We start from the raw sequence: 16,283 nt of genomic DNA, 5'->3' as shown, positions 1-16,283 counted from the left end.
TAAGTAAATTTAATGTTTTTTATTGATTTTCTTAAATTTTATTTAAGTAAGAAAAATATGGCGGAAAATAAAAAGGACGGTCTTTCCATGCTTGATGGAGAACACCGTCTCTGTCGCTAAGCTTTATTTGGTTAAATTCCGTCCGGGCGAGCCATCGCCTGCTTCATCCATTCCACAAAGCGGCTGACGACCGCGAGCTGTATCGACTTGTTTTTATACAGCATCCAGGTTGTGCGGACAATCGGTTCTCCGTTATCCATCACCAAATCCATCGTATACAGCTGATCGGCAGGAGATACAAATATGCGGGGCACGATGGAATATCCCAGGCCATGTCTGACCATTTCCTTGCAGGTTTCATAGCTGTCCACTTCCATCGAAATGAGGGGAGGCTTGTCCTGCTTCTCACTCCACCAGGCTTGCACGGCCTCACTGAATGACGAGGAATACAGGGCGCCTGCCGTCTTGGGGGCCTTATAACGGATCATGGGGAGCGACGGCAGCTTGTTCAGCTCTACCGGCTCGGTGGAGATCACACAGATGCTTTCCTGCTGCAGTATATCCTTGCCTTCAGTCCAGGGATACTCGTTGCGGAGCACACCTACATGAACCTCGTCATTCTGCAGCATGGTGTAAATTTCCGCGCTCAGCCCGCAGGTAACGGAAAATTGCACATCAGGATAACTGTCCTTAAATGTCTTTAGAATCGGAGGCAGCTTGTACAGGCCAAAATAGCTGGAAATTCCCAGACGCAGCGTTCCTCTCACCTCATTGCGAAGATGAACCACAGCCTCCCTTAATTCAGCAAGCTCTGCAAGATGGCGCTTCGCGTACTCCGCCAGCCGCTCTCCCTCGGGGGTCAGCCGTCCCCCTTTGGCCCCCCGGACGATCACGGGAACGCCAAACGATTTTTCAAGCTGGTTAAGACGGTATGTAAGGGCAGGCTGTGTAATATAAAGCCGTTCTGCCGCCCGGGCCAGACTTCGTTCTTCTTCGATATAAATTAACATCAGGCAGTCTTTCTCATCCATTGCGGCGCTCCTACAAATTGTTTAGGTATTATCATAACACGAACGGGTGAATGCACCCAACCACTCCTGATACAGACAAATACAAAACAGGGCGTTCCTCAGCCCTAAAGGCCGGGAAACGCCCTGTTTTCCTTACCTGAACATGCCCCACAGCTTGATCAGGTGAAGCGTATTTTTCGGATCGATGCGCTGGCCGATAACAAACGCTACCAGCTGCTCCTCCTGCGCTGGCGACAGCTTCTCATGGAGAATGGCAGCCGATGATTTCACCAGCCGCTGCACGACCGCCTTGTTTTGCAGATCCGCCTTCGTAACGCCTTCAATCAGTTTCTTGACCCGCTCCTTGGCGGCAGGGTTTTTCATCTTCAGTTTTACCCGCTCCACCAGCTGCGGACTGATTCCGTACTGTTGATAGCCCACTTGTACCAGCCTCCCGTCAAAAGCATCCGTCTATAATATATGACGAGAGCCGGTCCAATGTGCCTAGTCGATCAAATCTCCCTGGAAAATTTGTTCCTGCTGCAAATAATCACGCAGCCCTTCATACGCCCGAGAAGTCCAGAAGGACGAATCCTGAATAAGGCTGACGGCGTCTTCGCGCGCCTGCTCCAACACCTCGAAATCCGCTACCATATCGGCCAGGCGGAACTCCGGCAGCCCGCTCTGCTTCGTGCCGAAAAAGTCACCGGGACCGCGCAATTCCAAATCACGGCGCGCGACCTCGAATCCGTCATCCGTTTCGGTCATGGCCTTCATCCGTTCCTGACCGACCTCCGACTTCGGATCGGCGATCAGCACGCAGTACGAAGCATGCTCCCCCCGTCCGACACGGCCGCGCAGCTGATGCAGCTGAGACAGCCCGAACCGGTCGGCATCCATGATGACCATCAGCGTCGCGTTGGGCACATCGACCCCAACTTCCACAACCGTCGTCGAAACGAGCAGCTGTACCTCATTCGCGTAAAATGAACGCATGACCTCTTCCTTTTCCGTCGCGGTCATACGGCCATGCAGCAGACCTACCTTGAAATCAGGAAATGCCTGCTGCATCTGGATATGAAGATCAATAGCGTTCTGTACATCAAGCTTGTCCGATTCCTCGATTAGCGGACAGATCAGATAGGCTTGTCTGCCCTGGTTCACTTCACGTGAAATAAAGCCAAGCACCCTGTCCATCTTGTCATGCTTCACCCAGTACGTTGAGATCGGAATCCGCCCTTTGGGCCGCTCCGAAATCGTCGACACGTCCATATCTCCAAAAGCCGTAATGGCCAGCGTCCGCGGAATGGGAGTCGCCGTCATGGTCAGCACGTCCGGATTATACCCTTTGCGGCGCAGCACACTGCGCTGGTTGACCCCGAAGCGGTGCTGCTCGTCGGTTACGACCAGCCCAAGCTGCCGGAAATAGACGTCCTCCTGAATAAGCGCATGCGTGCCTACGACGATATCGATCATTCCCATCTGCAGGGAGACCAGCAGATCCTTGCGCTTCCGGCCGGTAACACTTCCGGTCAGCAGGGCAACCGTAATTCCGAACGGCTCAAACAGCCTCTGCAATGAGCGGGTATGCTGCTCTGCCAAAATTTCCGTCGGCACCATGAGGGCTCCCTGAAAGCCGGAACGGACCGTGGCGAACAGCGCAATGGCGGCAATGACGGTTTTGCCCGATCCGACATCTCCCTGCAAAAGCCTGTTCATACAGTAGGCTGAGCGCATATCATGAAGAATTTCCAGCTCCACCTTCTTCTGGGCATCCGTCAGCTCAAACGGCAGGCTGCGCACAAACTCGCGGATGGTGGCATTGTCTGCTGTATGTACAACCCCGTTCATTTTGCCTCGATTCAGCGCGCGAAACGCCTGCATCTTGAGTTGGAACAGGAACAGCTCCTCAAACACCATCCTGCGCCGGGCCTCCTGCCCTTCCCGGTTATCCTGGGGCCGATGAATGGCGGCGATCGCCTGCTTGCGGGCAATCAGATTGTATTTGCGGATCAGCTGCTGCGGCAGCAGCTCGGGAATCATCTCACCAAACTGCTGCAGGGCCTGGTTGATCGTTTTGCGCATCCAGCTCTGCGTAATTTTACCCCCGACGGAATAGACTGGCTGCAGGGTTCCCGAACGCGTCGTTCCTTTATCCGGGAATTCAGTATCGGAGGCTGTAAGCTGCATGCGCTTGCCGTCCCATTTGCCTGACACGATAATTTCCCTGCCGGCAGTAAGCTGATCCTTCAAAAAATGCCGGTTAAACCAGGTGGCCGTAAACATCCATTCATCAGCCATAAGCTTGCAGGTTAGACGCGACTTTTTGCCATAACGCTGCAGTACAGGAATGCCCATAATTTTCGCCTGAACGGTGATCTTATCCCCATCCTTGACCTCCGTTAAGGAACGGAGCCTGTAATCCTCATAACGGAACGGGTAATATTCCAGCAGCTCTCTGACATTAGAGATGCCAAAGGCGTGAAGCTCCCCTTCCTTGAGGACGCTCACGCCGTTGATTTGCTTTAATGCAATATGATCCAGCTTCATATTCATCCCTCATCCCCGGCAGGCCACACAAAGACAGCAATCGTACCGGGGCCAACATGGGTGCCGATCACGGACCCGATTTCCGTATACAGCACATCGGCGACATCGAAGCGGCTGCGCAGCATCTCCGTCAAGCCCGCCACTGTGGAAGGGTCAGCCGTATGCCCCAGCACCACATGGATCCTTTGGCCTTTAACCTTTTGCTCCAGCATTTCGACAATACGGTTCATCGCTTTTTTGTGGCCTCTTGCCTTTTCTACAGAATAGATCATCCCATCCTGATCTATGGACAAAATCGGCTTGATATTCAGCAGCGTCCCAATGGCTGCCGCGGCTTTGCCGATCCGTCCGCCCTTTTGCAAATATTCCAGCGTATCCACGAGAAAATACAGCTGCCGCTGACGGCCAAGCTCCTCCAGTGAGCGTATAATTTCCGCCGCTTCCCGGCCTGCCGCCGCCATTCGGGCGGCATGCACTACCAGATAGCCGTATCCGTAAGAAGCAGACTTCGAATCATATACCGTTACAGGCTGATCATCATCCAGCATGGAGCGGCCGATGACAGCCGATTGATACGTTCCGCTTACCCCGGAGGACAGGTGTATGGATACAATCTGGGCATCAGGCTGTGCTTTGAGAATCGTCTCGTAGGCATGGGCAAATTCAGCCGGGGAGGGCTGCGACGTGGTCGGAAGCTCCTTCGACCTTACCAGCTCCGGATAAAAGCGCTCGGCGGGCATTTCAATCCCGTCCAGATACGCCTCCTCACCGAACATCACCGTCAGCGGCACAATCCGGATGTGCAGCTCATCGGCGAGCACTTTCGGTATATCCGCCGTACTGTCAGTCACTATGAATGCTCTGCGCATGCTTTACTCTCCTCTCCGGCCTTGTAAATGCCGTTCTTAACTCTCAACGGAGAAGAGGTAAGAATAGATGGGTTGTCCGCCTTCATGCACTTCCACTTCCGTATCCGGATATTCCTGGCCCAGCCAGGTAACGAGAGCCTCCGTCTCGGCTTCGCTGCTGTCAGCCCCGGTCAGAATCATGACGACTTCGTCACCGCTGACAATCATCTGGGAGAGCAGCTCGCGGCAGGTTGGCAGCAGTTCCTCTTCGGAGGCCACAATCTTCGAATTGTGGATACCGATATAATGACCTTCTTTAATCTGGATATCTTCAATGACCGTATCCCGTACGGCATTGGTAATCTGTCCTGATTTGACCCGGCTGACGGCGTCCAGCATGTTTTCACGGTTCATCTCGGCCGTTTCTTCCTCCTCAAAGGCAAAAGCGGCCGCGATTCCCTGCGGAATCGTCTTGCTCGGAATGACCGTTACCAGCCGTTCTCCCTCCAGCAGCTCGCGGGCCTGCTCGGCAGCCAGCACGATGTTCGAGTTGTTTGGAAGAATAAAAATATGCTGGGCCGCAATCGCCCGGGCCGCATTGACAAAATCCTCCGTGCTCGGATTCATCGTCTGTCCCCCGGACAGCACAACGTCCACGCCCAGGCTAGAGAATATATCCGTAATGCCCTGACCTGACGACACGGCGATAAACCCGAAAGGCGCCAGCTCATGCGCAGGCGGCTCGGAAGGCTCTTCCTCCCGCGCCGGCTCTGCCGGGATGTCGGCAAACCATTCCGGCTCCGGAGCAACGTCCCTGCCTGCCGACAGCAGCTCGCGATGCTGCTCGCGCATATTCAAAATGCGGATTTGTGTAATCTCACCGTGCTGCAGAGCCAAATTCAGCACCTCGCCAGGGGCCTTGGAATGCACATGCACTTTGATGATATCATCGTCCGCAATGACAATGATCGAATCCCCGTTAGCTGACAACGCTTTCCGGAATTGTTCCTCATGAAAGTCAGAATGGGCGGATTCGCCTAATTGGCGATTAATAAAAAACTCCATATCGTATAAAAACTCGATGTTTTCCGTTTCCAGCTTCGCCTGCGCCGACATCGGCCCGTCAGGGGCAACCATAACGGCTGCAGGAATCGCTGTTCCGCCGGGAATATACGCGGCAGGCTTCTGCTCCGGCGGCTTCGACTGTGCTGCAGGATAAGATATCCCGCTGCGCAAATACTGCACAAAACCTTCATAAATATAAACAAGTCCCTGTCCGCCGGAGTCAACAACGCCGACCTGCTTTAACACAGGCAGCATCTCCTGGGTCATGGCAAGTGCTTCCTTCGCTTTGCCCAGCACTTCTTCCATAAGCTCCGTCATATCATTGGCGCGGCGGGCGTAATAAACAGCGTGTTTGGCCGCTTCCTTGGCCACGGTCAGTATCGTGCCCTCAACCGGCTTGACGACCGCCTTATATGCTGCATCCACGCCGCTCTGCAGAGCCGACGCAAACTGAAGGGTATTTAATTCCTCGTATGGGGCAGCGTAACGGCTAAAGCCGCGAAACAACTGCGACAGGATAACCCCGGAATTGCCGCGGGCTCCCATTAACAGCCCTTTGGAAAGAATGCCGGACATAACGCCAATGGAAGCGAAGTCCCCCTTCTTGATCTCGGCTACGCCCGCACTCATCGTCAAATTCATATTCGTTCCCGTATCGCCGTCAGGCACCGGGAATACATTCAGGGAATTGACGTGCTCCGCATGCTGCTGCAATTGTTCCGCTCCGGCCAACACCATTGCGGTAAAATCTGTTCCATTCAAAGAACGTTTACTCAATGAGAATTCCCCTTCCTCGCTTTATACGCATGTCCATAAGCCGCAGTAATCTTAAACTCCGCAAAAGACGGCGCAAGATGATAAAGTCAGCATCGAAAGCCCGGGTCATGCCTGGCCCAGGCCGGTATACTCAATTTTACACAGATAGAGCTCAACCTCCTGCTTCTAAATGAATACGTATGCTTATCAGTTAATGTTCCAATGATTAATATAAAATATAAACGTTTATCGGCGTATTTTCAAAGAAGCCGGACCGCATTCAGCGGAAAAACGCATAATGAACTAATGATATTGTACTATAATGAACAATAGAAATAAATAAAGTTTTTGGATCAGTTGACGCCGCTTTTTTGGCTGTGATATTATATATAAGTATTGTTTTGTTCAGTTGATTGTTTCAACCTTAGCCTGCTGGCAAGGGTGATTTCCAGATAGGAGGTGGAATCTATGTCTCGCAAATGTTATGTAACAGGTAAAGCGCCTGGCAGCGGTAACCACGTATCTCACGCTAACAACCGTAATCGCCGTTCTTGGGGTGTCAATGTACAAAAAGTTCGCATCCTCGTTAACGGTAAACCAAAACGTGTTTATGTCAGCACTCGTGCCCTGAAATCCGGCAAAGTGACTCGCGTATAATCGTACAATAAGACAAACGTCTATCGATGTACATTTACAGAAGACAGACCGCGTTTAGCGGAAGTTTTTCTTGAGGTTATAGAATTGTTTAGCTCCGCTGAAAACTTATAAATTCTATAACCATAAGCAAAAGCAAAAGGCACCTCGTTTAAACAACGGGTGCTTTTTTTGTTGAATTTTCTTCGGTTCAGCCCCCGGCATGCTCCCGCGTTTTCCGTTCCCGGTTACCCCCTCAGCAATCGGCACGGGAAACATGCCTGTCAGCCTGCACCTGACCGGATGCTTCCTAGCTTTTCTGAAATGTATTCAAAATCGCTTTTACGAAGCCTCCCAGAAATTTCGGCAGCTTGATTGTGTAAAACTTCATGCTTCACCCTCCCCATAATCCTCATGCGTCCGTTCTCTATAGACTATGCACCTGTTTTAACGTTGTGCCCGACAAAAAAAAGGGTTACATGAGAATACTGCTCATGTAACCATGTTTATGCATAGCGTGCCTTGCCTATTCCAGCAGATCAACACGCACGCGGCAAAGCCGTTTAAACGGAAGGGGTCGGTGACGACGCAGCCTGTTCTCAGGCTGCGAGTGCCATCCACAGTGATTCCTTCAGCTTCATGCCTGCTGAGTCGCGCTCTTGCGGATGGAGGCAATGGCTGCTGCGCGGTCAGGACGGCTGTATACGGCGCTGCCGGCAACCAGCACATCCGCGCCCGCTGCCACGACCGCTGCGGCTGTCTCTTCGGCTATGCCACCGTCCACTTCAATATGTACATCCGGACGGCCCAATTCATTCAGCCACGAGCGGATTTGTCTGATTTTGGACAGGGTTCCCGGAATGAAGGATTGTCCGCCAAAGCCGGGGTTTACCGTCATAACAAGCACCATGTCGATGTCGGAGAGAACTTCTTTGACCGCATAAGCGGGCGTCCCGGGATTCAGTGCAACACCGGCCATAACCCCCTGCTCTTTAATCATGTGAACAACACGATGGAGATGCACACACGCTTCGGCGTGAACTGTAATGACGTCTGCTCCTGCCTTGACAAAATCGGCAATATACCGCTCAGGCTGTTCAATCATTAAATGAACATCAAGCGGAAGCTTTGTATGCGGACGAATGGCAGACACAATGGGCGGACCCAGGGTAATGTTGGGGACAAAATGCCCGTCCATGACATCCACATGAATCCAGTCCCCGCCGCCGGCTTCCGCCTCGGCCACTTCGCTGCCCAGCTTGGCGAAATCCGCGGACAGAATGGATGGTGCGATTTTAATCATCGTTAGTACCTCCGCTTCTTTTCTTTCATTTCCTCAAAGAATTGCACATAGTTCTCATACCTGCTGCGGGCGATTTCCCCTGCCTCCACAGCTTCTGTCACTTTACATCCGGGCTCGTGAATATGGGTGCAGCCGCGGAATTTGCATTCAGCTGCATACGAGACAAATTCCCGGAAGCAGGAAGACAGCTCCTCCACACCCAGCTCCAGAAAATCAAGCTGGCTGAAGCCTGGCGTATCGGCAACCAGGCCGCCGTTATCGAGCGGGATCAGCTCGACATGCCTTGTCGTATGCCGTCCGCGCCCGAGCTTGGAACTGATGGCGCTTGTCTCCAGTGCAAGACCCGGTTTCAGGGCATTCAGCATGGAAGACTTGCCAACCCCCGACTGTCCGGAGAACACGCTGATGCGGCCGGCCAGCAGTTCCTTTACACGCTCTGTTCCCAAGCCCGTCTTTGAGCTCGTGATCAGCACTTCGTAGCCCGCTTTCTCATACAGGCGGCGTACCTGCTCAAGAGAAGCATCCGTTTCCTCCTCTGCCAGCAGGTCCCTTTTGGTCAAGCAAATGACCGTATCCAGCCCGGCATGTTCAATATGAACCAGAAATTTATCCATCAGCGTGAGGTTCAGATCCGGCTCTTTGACCGAGAACAGCAGCACAGCCAGTGAAACATTCGCTACCGGCGGACGCACAAGCTCGGAGTCCCTTTTCATAATTTGATCCACGGTTCCCTCACCGTTCTCGGTGAGAGCGAACTGCACACGGTCGCCTACGAGCGGCGACTCGCCTCTTTTCTTGAAAATACCACGTGCCCTGCACTGTACAGCCTGCTCGCCGGAAAGAGGCTTTCCCTCTTCATCCAGCTGCGCGACATAATAGTAGCCGCTGAGCGCCTTGACAATCAGTCCTTCGGGCATAAATAAGCTGGCCTCCTTCATTATTCAGGGATTCAATTGTTATTCTTCCCATGACCATTCCCGTTGTGTTTTTCCTTCTTGCCTTCATTGTCTGATTGGCCTTGCCATTCACCACTCTGACCGCTGTCGTTCAGCACAGCGGAATCGGCAGCCCCGCTATCTCCATCCCCTTCCGAATCGCCGTCCGATCCATCCCCGGCGGAGGGGTCCGTTTCGACAGAGGCCGGCGGAGCAACCTGAGGCGGCTGCACGGTTCCATTTTTGGCATCAATATAAGGGATAAGGTACGTATCGAAAAACTGTCCATCCCTGTAGACGGAAACAACACCATTCTTGTTCGGGGCAAGCAGCAGGTCAATGGACAGAACCTGGGTTGTGTTGATCGTCCGTTTTCCCCACTCCATTTCATCCCCGCGCGCATCGCTATAGGTAATGCGGATTTCGCTGTTTTTGCCTTCCTCCGCCGGTACGACCGGCAGCTGATACGAGTAGCTGATCGCTTCAGCCGGCTGGCCGGTGCTTACAGTGATTTTCACTTTAGATCCCGGGTCCACCGGGGTCCCCTCTTCACCTGGCCACTGGCTGATCACCTTGCCCTTCTCGACGGTAAAGCTGCTCTCCTCAATGACCTCTTCCAGCTTGAGTCCCGCATCAGAGATCATTTTTTCCGCCTCTGCCTGGGTACGGCCCTTCAGGTTGGGCATCTCAACGGTTTCCGGTCCCTTGCTTACAGTAAGCATAACCTGAACCTCATCCGGATTATAATCCGTATTCGCCGCCGGCGATTGATCGATGACCGTACCGACCGGCTTGTCGCTGTACTGATCGTCGGCCTTCTCAATCCGGTCCTCGGTCACGCCCGCCGCCACCAGGGCCGCCACCGCCTGCTCATATGTCTTGCCGTCCGTAAGATCCGGCATTTTGACCAAAGGCTTCTCCGCTCCGACCGTGAGTTCTATCTGTGCACCCTTTTTCAGTACCGTGCCTTCCGGCTGATCCTGGTTGAATACAATCCCCGGATTTACTCCATCCTTATACTGTTCAAGCACCGGCTCCTTCACCGTCAGGCCAGCCTTGGCCAGCTCCGCCCGCGCCTGCTCCTCCGTCATATTGATCACACCCGGCACCGTAACCTCGGGGACCTCCATAAGCTTGTTCACGTACATCACCAGCAACGTCATGGCAACGAGCAGCGCTATTACAGCCCCCGCCCAGATGTACAGCTTTTTGTTGTTTCTCCTGGCAGGACGGGCAGGAGCCTCCTCCTTCATCTCAGGCGTATCCTGCCAGTCCGCAGACGCCCTGGAAATTCCGTTATTGGGGAGAGGTTTGATAGCGGGTATAATCCGCGTTTGCGCTTCGTCCTCTTCATCCTCGAACACGATCTTCTGCTCATTTCGCCGATCGGGCAGCAGGCAGGTCTCCAGATCCTCCATCATCTCTTCCGCTGACTGATACCGCTCCTGCGGGTTTTTGCGCATGGATTTAAGAATGATATTCTCCACACTTTGCGGAATGAGAGGGTTCACTTTGCGCGGCTCCTCAAACTCCTCCTGCAGATGCTTCAAGGCAACGCTGATCGGGCTTTCCCCCAGAAAAGGAAGCTGTGCCGTCAGCATTTGATAAATTACAATGCCTAATGAATATAAGTCCGATTTTTCACCAGTCGTAACACCCTTCGCATGCTCTGGAGAAAAATAATGAACCGAGCCTACTACCGAGCCCGTTTGGGTAATGGTGGTGGAAGTAACAGCCCGCGCAATCCCGAAGTCCGTTACCTTCACCCGGCCGTTGCGCCCGATCAATATGTTGTGTGGCTTGATGTCCCTGTGAATGATCTGATTATGATGGGCGTGCTCAAGCGCGTCGCAGATCTGTGAGGCAATGCGTACCGCCTCTTCCACCTGCAAGGGTGCCCGTTCTTTAATAATTTCATTTAGATTTTTGCCTTCAACGTACTCCATGACAATATAATGGATGTCCTCTTCCTGGCCCACATCATAAATGCTGACGACATTCGGATGGGACAATGAAGCTGCAGACTGCGCCTCCCGCCGGAAGCGGCGGATAAATTCCTCATCATGGACAAACTGCTGACGAAGCACCTTGACAGCGACATTGCGGTTCAGCAAAATATCCTGCGCCCTGTAGACAAGAGCCATGCCGCCCCCGCCTATGCGCTCGATAATGTCATACCTTCCGCCCAACAGATGTCCAATCATGCTTCATACCCCTTTTCCTCCGCAGTAGCAGCCTCCTGCGTTAACTCAAACAGGGCGACGGTAATGTTGTCATCCCCTCCTGCCAGCAGTGCGAGATGAAGCAGCCTGTCCGCGCGCTCCTCAAGCGGCAGGTCGGATGCGCCCACCACCGTGTTGATCTGCTCCTCGCTGACCAGATTGCTGAGCCCGTCGCTGCAGAGCAGCAGGACATCGCCTTTTTTCAGTTCAACCGCGTCCAAATCCACAGCTACTTCCTGATCGGTGCCGAGCGCGCGGGTGAGCACATTTCTGCGCGGATGCGTGCCGACCTCTTCTCTGCTGATCTGGCCGTTTTTGTACAGCTCGTTTACCAGCGTGTGATCTTCCGTAATCTGTGTGGTTGTGCCCCCTGATATGACATATGCCCTGCTGTCGCCAATATGACCGATGACGCCTTTCGTATCGTTCAGCAGCACAGCGACGACCGTAGTCCCCATATTGTGGTACTGGTCGTTGCGGTCCGCTGTTTGGTAAATAACTTCGTTGGCATGCAAAATAGCGTCGCTGAGCGCGGCGGATAAGGAGTGCACTGACAATCCGGTCTCCAGCGTAGCCAAATCGGCAGCAAGCGTCTCGACCGCCAGGCGGCTTGCGGTATCTCCCGCCAGGTGGCCGCCCATACCATCTGCGACAATCCCGAGAATATATCCCTGCTCCAGATGACGGATCCAGGCTGAATCTTCATTGACCGAACGCACGCGTCCGACATGGCTGACATGAACTGTTTTAATCAAGTGATCTCACCTCAACTCCATATGCTTTGCACGCAGCTGTCCGCAGGCGGCAGCGATATCATGCCCCTGCTCGCGGCGGATAGTCACGTTAATCCCCTTCTCAGCCAGCTTGCGCTGAAATTTGAAAATATCGTTCCGGGAAGTGCGCACATATTTGCGTTCAGGCACATGATTGACCGGAATAAGATTAACGTGACACAGCATATCCTTCAGGACCTCGCCCAGCTCATCGGCATGCTCCTCCTGATCATTTACACCGCCGATCAGCGCGTATTCAAACGTGATGCGGCGGCCGGTTTTGGCCAGATAATAGCGGAGAGCCTCCATAACATCCTGGAAAGGATATCTCCGGTTCACAGGCATCAGCTTGGATCGCAGCGCATCATTCGGCGCATGGATGGAAATCGCCAGATTGATCTGCGTATCCTCATCGGCAAATTTATAGATGTTCGGCACAATACCGCTGGTGGATACCGTGATATGACGCTGCCCGATATTCAGCCCTTTTTCATGAATCATAATGCGCAAAAACTTCATCGTTGCCTCATAGTTCTCAAACGGCTCACCCGAGCCCATGATCACAATGCTGCTGACCCGCTCGCCGCTGCGGTCAAGAATCTTCTGCGCCTGTACGACCTGAGCCACAATTTCACCAGCCGTAAGATTCCGCTTGAGCCCTCCAAGCGTAGACGCACAGAACGTGCAGCCGATGCGGCAGCCGACCTGGGTGGTCACACAGATGCTGTTGCCGTAATTATGCTTCATGATGACGGTCTCAATCGCATGATCATCATGGAGACCGAACAGGAACTTAACGGTTCCGTCCTTGGATTCAAGCCTTGTAATCTCCTGGAGCGTTACGAAGCTGAACTGCTCGTCAAGCTTCTCGCGCAAAGCCTTGGACAGATTGGTCATCTCGCTGAAATCATTGACCCGCTTCACATAGAGCCATTCGAAAATCTGAGCGCCGCGAAAAGCGGATTCTCCGTTCTCGGTGGCCCAAGCCTGCAGCTCCTCCAGAGAATAGTCATATATAAAAGGTTTCATGTTCGTTTCGCACCTGTTCTTTCTTCATTTTTATGTTATTCACCATGAGGATAGTGTTTTTCATTCTTCCTATTTTAGCACAAATGAAAGAAGGGGTAAAAAATTTTCATACTGCCCCTTGTTTGGCGGCCAAAAAAAGAGGAAACCGCCGGACTGCAGCCCGGCGGCAGGGTATTCAATGTAGATCGTTACAATCCAGGATCGCCGTTAGTTATTGCAGCGCTGCAGCCGTGCAATATAAAAGCCGTCACTGTGAAAATGCTGGGGCAGAATTTGCAGGGCTCCACGCTCGCTCAGCTCTGCGGCCGCGCCTCCCCACTCAGCATCTTGCTCCTCCACACGCCTGAAATCCGGATGCCCCTTCAGAAAACGCTCGATTTGCCCTTCGTTTTCGGCCGGTTCAATCGTACAGGTACTGTAAACGAGCAGGCCGCCAGGCTTCAGGAGCGCCGATACACGGGCAAGCAGCTCCGCCTGCAGGCAGGCGATCGCTTCAACATCCTCCGGCGACTTGCTCCAGCGCAAGTCAGGCTTGCGGCGGATTACCCCGAAACCCGAGCAGGGGGCATCCAGTAAAATGCGGTCAAACGATGCCGCAGGATAGCGGTCCGGCAGAGCGGAAGCATCGCCGGTGACCGTTTCGATGCATTCCAGGCCAAGCCTGTCCGCCTGCTCCCGGATCAGATTCTTTTTGTGAGGATGGAGATCGTTCGCAACAATGCGTCCGCGGTCTTTCATGATCTCCCCCATATGTGCCGTTTTGCCGCCGGGAGCTGCGCAGCAGTCCAGCACAAGCATGTCCGGCGCCGGTGCAACGGCCTCGGCGACCAGCATGGAGCTCTCGTCCTGAACTGAGAGCAGCCCGTCCCTGTACCAGGAGGTCAGGGCCATGTTGCCGCCGCTGCGCACGATAATCCCGTACGGGCTGACCCTTGAAGGAACCGCGTCGAGTCCGGCGGCCTTCATCTCCTCCAGCAGCCGTTCCCGGCTGATCATCGTGGTGTTCACCCGCACGCTGACCGCAGGCGGCTCGTTGTTGGCACGGCAGATGGCTTCCGCCGTCTCCTCCCCGTACTGCGCAATCCAGCGCTTGACGAGCCACTCCGGATGGGAATGCTCCAGCGCAATCCGCTCGGCCGCCGGCAGGTTGTCCGGCAGGTGCAGCTTCTCCGGCTCACGAAGCATGCTGCGCAGCACACCGTTCACCATGCCGGAGATGCCCTGATGCCCCCGCCGTTTGGCCAGCTTCACCGCTTCGCTCACGACGGCGTGATCCGGGATCCGGTCCAGATATACGATCTGGTACACGCTCATGCGCAGCAGACTGCGCACCCATGGCTGCAGCTTGGCCGTTCCTTTTTGCACGAAACGGTTCAGATAATAATCCAGCGTATTGCGGCGTGCGGTTGCCCCGTATACCAGCTCGGTAACAAGGCCCGCATCCGCCGCCGACAGCCGGGCCTGCTGCAGGCTTTTATTCAGCTCAAGGTTGCTGTAAGCCCCCTCCTGCTCGATTCCGGTCAGGATATTCAGCGCCACTTCACGGGCTGTCCATTTGCGCGTGCCGCCGGTGTTCGATCCGTCCTTCATGCAAGCACCGTACCTGGCTTCATTTGGCCGCCACGTGCAAACTGTCCGGCCTCCATCGCCTTCTTGCCGGCGGGCTGAACTTCGGTCAGCCAGATGGAGCCGTCACCTGTCCGCACTTCAATCCCTTCATCCGTCAGCTTCAGCACGGTTCCCGGCGATTCGCCGCCTGCTGATCCCCGCCCCGCTTCAGGGCGCTTGGCTGCCCAGATTTTGAACACATTTCCGTCCCACAGCGTAAATGCGCCGGAAAAAGGAACCAGCCCGCGAATTCGGTTGTAAATGGCCTGGGAGGAATGCTGCCAGTCAATTTTCTCGTCCTCGCGCGTCAGGTTGGGCGCATATGTAGCTTCGTCCTCGTTCTGCGGCGTTCTGCCGGCCTTGCCTGCCAGCAGCAGGGGCAGCTGCTCGCGCAGCAGCTGTGCTCCAGCCGTGCTCAGCTTGGCAAATACCGTGCCGGATGTATCCTCAGGCTCGATGGGTACCTCCACCTTGGCGATCATATCCCCCGTATCAAGGCCCTCTGCCATGTACATCAGCGTTACGCCCGTCACGGTCTCCCCGTTGATAATGGCGCGCTGGATAGGTGCCCCCCCGCGGTAACGCGGGAGCAGGGAGCCATGCACGTTCAGGCAGCCGAATTGAGGCATGTCCAACACAGCCTTGGGCAGAATCTGCCCGTAAGCCGCCGTAACAATGACGTCAGGTTTCCATTGCGCCAGCTCGGCTACAGCCTCCGGCAGACGCAGCCGCTGGGGCTGCATCACCGAGAGGCCATGCTTAACAGCCGCCTCCTTGACAGGCGGCGGTGTTAATATTTTTTTGCGTCCCTGCGGCTTATCCGGTTGGGTCACCACGCCCACGACGTTGTAACCATCCTCCAGCAGCGCCTCCAGGGAGGGCACGGCGAAGCCGGGTGTGCCCATAAAGACGATCCGAATTTCATCCTTCATTTGGATGCTCACTCCTTACTTGCTGTTAGATCCCGCCTCATCTGCCGTGGCGTCATACACCTTTTCCGCAATATCCGTAAACAGAACGCCATTCAGATGATCGATCTCATGCTGGAAAGCGCGGGACAGAAGACCGGTAGCCGTTACAGTCAGCGGCTTCCCTTCGCGGTCAAGACCTTTGACTGTCACCTTCTCGGCACGGCGCACATCCCCGTTTAATCCAGGGATGCTCAGGCAGCCCTCCGGTCCGAACTGTTCGCCTTCCGTTTCCACAATTTCCGGATTGATCATTTTGATCAGCCCGTGCTCGTCGCCGGCGTCCACCACGATCAGCCGCTTCAGAATACCGACCTGAGGGGCGGCCAGACCGACCCCCTCCGCGTCATACATCGTGTCTGCCATATCGTCCAGCAGCTTCTGCACGTTGGGCGTAATTTTCGTAACTTCCTTAGCCACTTTATGAAGCACTTCATCAGGTTCTTTAACGATAAAACGAATTGCCATTTATACCACTCCTGCCTTAGCAAACTGTACTATACTGATAGAGGTAGTTCAAAAAGTCATCTTTTGATCACGAAGTAAATCAGGAAGCGGACTCGACATCGAATCTTGAATTCAG

Annotated in this window: 15 protein-coding genes; 1 reads left to right on the top strand and 14 read right to left on the bottom strand. The window is 54.2% G+C overall.

Annotation, left to right across the window (positions count from 1 at the left end; all coding sequences use genetic code 11):
* Positions 1–131: 131 nt before the first annotated feature.
* The 5 genes from ACE5KN_RS29445 to fakA all read right to left on the bottom strand — a co-directional run bounded on the left by ACE5KN_RS29445 (position 132) and on the right by fakA (position 6,250).
* Positions 132–1,031 carry a LysR family transcriptional regulator gene (locus tag ACE5KN_RS29445; protein WP_375524170.1) on the bottom strand — a complete coding sequence of 300 codons (900 nt, stop codon included), beginning with the start codon at positions 1,029–1,031 and terminating at the stop codon, positions 132–134.
* A gap of 132 nt (positions 1,032–1,163) precedes the next feature.
* Positions 1,164–1,451 carry a stage VI sporulation protein F gene (locus ACE5KN_RS29440; protein WP_375524169.1) on the bottom strand — a complete coding sequence of 96 codons (288 nt, stop codon included), beginning with the start codon at positions 1,449–1,451 and terminating at the stop codon, positions 1,164–1,166.
* A gap of 63 nt (positions 1,452–1,514) precedes the next feature.
* The gene (recG, locus tag ACE5KN_RS29435; protein WP_375524168.1) at positions 1,515–3,566 is read right to left on the bottom strand and encodes an ATP-dependent DNA helicase RecG; all 2,052 of its coding nucleotides are present in this window, start codon (positions 3,564–3,566) and stop codon (positions 1,515–1,517) included.
* Entirely contained in the window at positions 3,563–4,429 is an 867-nt protein-coding gene (gene fakB / locus ACE5KN_RS29430) for a fatty acid kinase binding subunit FakB (RefSeq protein WP_375524167.1), read from the bottom strand. Before fakB ends, recG begins: the two co-directional genes overlap by 4 nt.
* A 36-nt stretch (positions 4,430–4,465) precedes the next feature.
* Positions 4,466–6,250, bottom strand: coding sequence for a fatty acid kinase ATP-binding subunit FakA (gene fakA, locus ACE5KN_RS29425; protein WP_375524166.1), 1,785 nt, complete (start codon positions 6,248–6,250; stop codon positions 4,466–4,468).
* Between the two features lie 447 nt (positions 6,251–6,697).
* On the opposite strand from fakA, the gene rpmB reads away from it, so the two are divergent.
* Positions 6,698–6,886, top strand: a complete 189-nt coding sequence (gene rpmB, locus ACE5KN_RS29420; protein ID WP_355319400.1) for a 50S ribosomal protein L28 — start codon at positions 6,698–6,700, stop codon at positions 6,884–6,886.
* A gap of 286 nt (positions 6,887–7,172) precedes the next feature.
* Here rpmB and spoVM read toward each other — a convergent pair whose 3' ends face one another.
* The 9 genes from spoVM to def form a co-directional block, all read right to left on the bottom strand.
* Complete coding sequence (gene spoVM, locus ACE5KN_RS29415; protein ID WP_040711006.1) at positions 7,173–7,253, bottom strand: stage V sporulation protein SpoVM; 81 nt, start codon at positions 7,251–7,253, stop codon at positions 7,173–7,175.
* A 246-nt stretch (positions 7,254–7,499) separates the two neighbouring features.
* Complete coding sequence (gene rpe / locus ACE5KN_RS29410) at positions 7,500–8,165, bottom strand: ribulose-phosphate 3-epimerase (RefSeq protein WP_375524165.1); 666 nt, start codon at positions 8,163–8,165, stop codon at positions 7,500–7,502.
* A gap of 2 nt (positions 8,166–8,167) precedes the next feature.
* Positions 8,168–9,082: a ribosome small subunit-dependent GTPase A gene (rsgA, locus tag ACE5KN_RS29405; RefSeq protein WP_375524164.1), complete on the bottom strand. Its 915-nt coding sequence runs from the start codon at positions 9,080–9,082 to the stop codon at positions 8,168–8,170.
* Between the two features lie 32 nt (positions 9,083–9,114).
* A complete protein-coding gene (gene pknB, locus ACE5KN_RS29400) occupies positions 9,115–11,304 on the bottom strand; it encodes a Stk1 family PASTA domain-containing Ser/Thr kinase (protein WP_375524163.1) in 2,190 nt (729 codons plus the stop codon).
* Positions 11,301–12,077, bottom strand: coding sequence for a Stp1/IreP family PP2C-type Ser/Thr phosphatase (locus ACE5KN_RS29395; RefSeq protein WP_355319390.1), 777 nt, complete (start codon positions 12,075–12,077; stop codon positions 11,301–11,303). Before ACE5KN_RS29395 ends, pknB begins: the two co-directional genes overlap by 4 nt.
* A 6-nt stretch (positions 12,078–12,083) precedes the next feature.
* A complete protein-coding gene (gene rlmN / locus ACE5KN_RS29390; protein ID WP_375524162.1) occupies positions 12,084–13,124 on the bottom strand; it encodes a dual-specificity RNA methyltransferase RlmN in 1,041 nt (346 codons plus the stop codon).
* A 207-nt stretch (positions 13,125–13,331) separates the two neighbouring features.
* A complete protein-coding gene (gene rsmB, locus ACE5KN_RS29385; protein WP_375524161.1) occupies positions 13,332–14,714 on the bottom strand; it encodes a 16S rRNA (cytosine(967)-C(5))-methyltransferase RsmB in 1,383 nt (460 codons plus the stop codon).
* Entirely contained in the window at positions 14,711–15,664 is a 954-nt protein-coding gene (fmt, locus tag ACE5KN_RS29380; RefSeq protein ID WP_375524160.1) for a methionyl-tRNA formyltransferase, read from the bottom strand. The genes rsmB and fmt overlap by 4 nt, the downstream gene beginning before the upstream one ends.
* Positions 15,665–15,679: 15 nt before the next feature.
* On the bottom strand, positions 15,680–16,168 hold the full coding sequence (gene def / locus ACE5KN_RS29375) for a peptide deformylase (RefSeq protein ID WP_375524159.1): 489 nt from the start codon (positions 16,166–16,168) through the stop codon (positions 15,680–15,682).
* Positions 16,169–16,283 lie beyond the last annotated feature (115 nt).

It is taken from the genome of Paenibacillus terreus, assembly GCF_042138595.1.
In the GTDB taxonomy this organism is placed as follows: domain Bacteria; phylum Bacillota; class Bacilli; order Paenibacillales; family Paenibacillaceae; genus Paenibacillus; species Paenibacillus terreus.
The sequence above is the reverse complement of the archived record's forward strand: the minus strand, read 5'-3'. Positions and strand labels throughout refer to the sequence as shown.

Coding starts and splice junctions, on each gene's coding strand:
- ACE5KN_RS29445 (WP_375524170.1), bottom strand. CDS start 1,031: ATGGATGAGAAAGACTGCCTGATGTTAATTTATATCGAAGAAGAACGA.
- recG (WP_375524168.1), bottom strand. CDS start 3,566: ATGAATATGAAGCTGGATCATATTGCATTAAAGCAAATCAACGGCGTG.
- fakB (WP_375524167.1), bottom strand. CDS start 4,429: ATGCGCAGAGCATTCATAGTGACTGACAGTACGGCGGATATACCGAAA.
- rpmB (WP_355319400.1), top strand. CDS start 6,698: ATGTCTCGCAAATGTTATGTAACAGGTAAAGCGCCTGGCAGCGGTAAC.
- spoVM (WP_040711006.1), bottom strand. CDS start 7,253: ATGAAGTTTTACACAATCAAGCTGCCGAAATTTCTGGGAGGCTTCGTA.
- rpe (WP_375524165.1), bottom strand. CDS start 8,165: ATGATTAAAATCGCACCATCCATTCTGTCCGCGGATTTCGCCAAGCTG.
- rsgA (WP_375524164.1), bottom strand. CDS start 9,082: ATGCCCGAAGGACTGATTGTCAAGGCGCTCAGCGGCTACTATTATGTC.
- pknB (WP_375524163.1), bottom strand. CDS start 11,304: ATGATTGGACATCTGTTGGGCGGAAGGTATGACATTATCGAGCGCATA.
- rlmN (WP_375524162.1), bottom strand. CDS start 13,124: ATGAAACCTTTTATATATGACTATTCTCTGGAGGAGCTGCAGGCTTGG.
- rsmB (WP_375524161.1), bottom strand. CDS start 14,714: ATGAAGGACGGATCGAACACCGGCGGCACGCGCAAATGGACAGCCCGT.
- fmt (WP_375524160.1), bottom strand. CDS start 15,664: ATGAAGGATGAAATTCGGATCGTCTTTATGGGCACACCCGGCTTCGCC.
- def (WP_375524159.1), bottom strand. CDS start 16,168: ATGGCAATTCGTTTTATCGTTAAAGAACCTGATGAAGTGCTTCATAAA.